This window comes from Roseofilum sp. (assembly GCF_982964205.1).
Window position 1 is genome coordinate 16015 of the sequence record NZ_CEZBFX010000100.1, and the last position, 2470, is coordinate 18484.

General features: G+C 44.0%; 3 protein-coding genes. 1 reads left to right on the top strand and 2 read right to left on the bottom strand.

Annotated features, from left to right (window positions below):
• Positions 1–57: 57 nt before the first annotated feature.
• Positions 58–735 carry a response regulator transcription factor gene (locus AC3A14_RS19265; protein WP_318720039.1) on the bottom strand — a complete coding sequence of 226 codons (678 nt, stop codon included), beginning with the start codon at positions 733–735 and terminating at the stop codon, positions 58–60.
• 44 nt (positions 736–779) lie between these two features.
• Positions 780–1655, bottom strand: coding sequence for an alpha/beta fold hydrolase (locus tag AC3A14_RS19270; RefSeq protein WP_318736845.1), 876 nt, complete (start codon positions 1653–1655; stop codon positions 780–782).
• Positions 1656–1909: 254 nt separating this feature from the next.
• On the opposite strand from AC3A14_RS19270, the gene AC3A14_RS19275 reads away from it, so the two are divergent.
• Positions 1910–2335, top strand: coding sequence for a GPW/gp25 family protein (locus tag AC3A14_RS19275; RefSeq protein ID WP_318736846.1), 426 nt, complete (start codon positions 1910–1912; stop codon positions 2333–2335).
• Positions 2336–2470 lie beyond the last annotated feature (135 nt).

Sequence of the window (2470 nt, forward strand, 5' to 3'; positions counted from 1 at the left end):
CCATCTCCCCATCTCCCCATCTCCCCATCTCCCCATCTCCCCATCTCCCCATCTCTCTCATGATTGATTTAATCCATGCTCGATCGCAAACCGAACTAGCTCAGTGCGGCTATTCGTGCCCGTTTTCACAAATAAACGGCTCACATACTTCTCCACATTCCGCACACTGGTTTCTAACCGGCGAGCAATTTCCTTATTCATCAAGCCTTCCGTAACTAAATTTAAAACACTTTGCTCTCTAGGCGTAAAATCAATTTGAATCGGGCTAGTTTGAGTCGATACCGTATTCCCTTGTTGCAGGATACCTTGAATTTGATTCAGTTGTTGTTTAATATCATCTAATTCGGTTGAACTACTTGCTGCTGCACGGCGTTCGATCAGATTTTTAACGATCGCCTCTAATTCTTCTGGATCAAACGGTTTAGGAAGATAAGCATCACATCCCGCTTGATAGCCTTGGATGCGATCGGAAGTCATCCCTTTAGCCGTTAAAAAGACCACAGGCATAGACTTAAATCGGTCATCTTCCCGCAATTGTTGTAGGAATTGATAGCCATCCACTTGCGGCATCATAATATCAGAAATCACCAAATCGGGCACAATTTGCTGAACTTTTTCCCAACCTTCAATGGCATTATTCGCCACTTCCACACTAAACCCTGAATCTTCGAGATAAGCTTGTACCGCCTCCCGCAGTCCCGGTTCATCATCTACTAATAAGAGTTTTGCTGACATTGGCTTTTAATGCAAGATAAATCCTATTTCTAGTGTAGCAAATTTCAGGAAATGGTTAAAAACTCTAGTAACGCTTGTGTCGTTTCTTCGGGGGCTTCTTCTGGCAGAAAGTGACCGCAGGGTAAAGAAAATCCTTGAACGTTCACCGCCCGTTCTCGCCAGGTTGCCAGCACATCATAGCACCGTTCCATCACTCCCAATTGTCCCCAAAGGATCAGTAAGGGGCACTGTATCCGTGTATCTAAGTCAGCTCGATCGTGTTCCAAATCAATGGAAGCGGCTGCACGATAATCTTCACAAGTACTATGAATAACATCTTTGTTGCTAAAACAACGGATATATTCGGCGATCGCCTCCTGGGAAAATCCCTCAAAGCGGTGACTCCATTGCCGTAACTTGCACGTTAAATAAAACGCTGGGTCTGATCCAATTAACTTTTCCGGAATTCCTGCGGGTTCAATCAGAAAAAACCAATGGGAATAAGCCGTTGCCAAGGTTTGATTAATCGTCTCAAAAATCGTTTTGGTGGGCACAATATCAAGTAAAGCCGCTTTTTGCACCCTTTGCGGATAATCCAAGAGTAAACGATGTAAAACCCTCGCTCCTCGATCGTGCCCTACCGCTAAAAACTGCCTAAATCCCAGTTGCTCCATCACCTCAACCTGGTCTTGGGCCATCGCTCGTTTAGAATAAGGAGAATGGCGATCGTCTGTTCTTGGATGACCACTATCTCCATACCCTCGTAAATCAGGACAAATAACTGTAAAATGTTGGGCTAACTGTGGGGCAATTTCATGCCACATGACATAGGTTTGGGGATAACCATGCAACAGAAGTAAAGGGGGGCCTTGCCCCCCGATCGCCAAATTGATCTTAACTTCATTAGTGGTGATTTTATGGGGAGTAAAGTTTTCAAACATCAGATTTAGACAACTAATTCGCTACTCACAAACAACCTTACTCTAGTAGGTAACACTTCAAAATTTAGGCTACTCTGGCTCACCTGACAAGCGTAAACTGTTAAAATTAGGGGCAAATTCATATAGCGCTTCGCCCTCTAGCAGTAGCTTATATTGCTTAGGATCTAAGGCTTAAAGCTGTACTCCATAAAAGAGAGAAACTAAATACTACCCATTACCTATTACCCCATTACTCCTACAGAGTCTGATAACTTATGGTCAATTCATCTCCTTTCTCCAAGCAACGCCGTCCCTTTGTGGGTCAAGGGGTCTCCTTTCCGTTACAGGTGACTCGTCAAGGTAGTTTAGCTTTAAGTGCAGAAGATCTCAATATTCGCCAGTCGATGGTTATTATTCTGATGACTGACTTGGGTGAACGGGTGTATCGACCCAATTTTGGCTGTCGGTTATCCGAATTAGCCTTTGCCCCCATGAATCAAGATACGTTAAGCCTGATGCGAATTTGGGTGCAAGAAGCACTGGAACAGTGGGAACCCCGAATTACGGTGCTTAAAGTGCTAACGATTCCCCGTCAAGAAGAAGGTCGAGTTGACCTGATGATTCAATATGAAATTCGGGCTAATTACACTCAGCAGAGTATGGTGTTTCCGTTTTATTTGAAGTCTGAAGAAGGTCAATAGTCAAGGGAGAATAGGTCATAGGGAAAACCCGATTTTACCCTTGGGTATCAGGTTAAAGTGAACTACCTCAAGAATAAGCCATGCACCTTAGAATTTTCCAGAGTGACAGAAGCGCTGTATCCCTCTTCTTTCACT

Bases quoted from the DNA above. Each gene is read 5' to 3' on its own strand.
- AC3A14_RS19265 (WP_318720039.1), bottom strand. From the start codon at position 735: ATGTCAGCAAAACTCTTATTAGTAGATGATGAACCGGGACTGCGGGAG.
- AC3A14_RS19270 (WP_318736845.1), bottom strand. From the start codon at position 1,655: ATGTTTGAAAACTTTACTCCCCATAAAATCACCACTAATGAAGTTAAG.
- AC3A14_RS19275 (WP_318736846.1), top strand. From the start codon at position 1,910: ATGGTCAATTCATCTCCTTTCTCCAAGCAACGCCGTCCCTTTGTGGGT.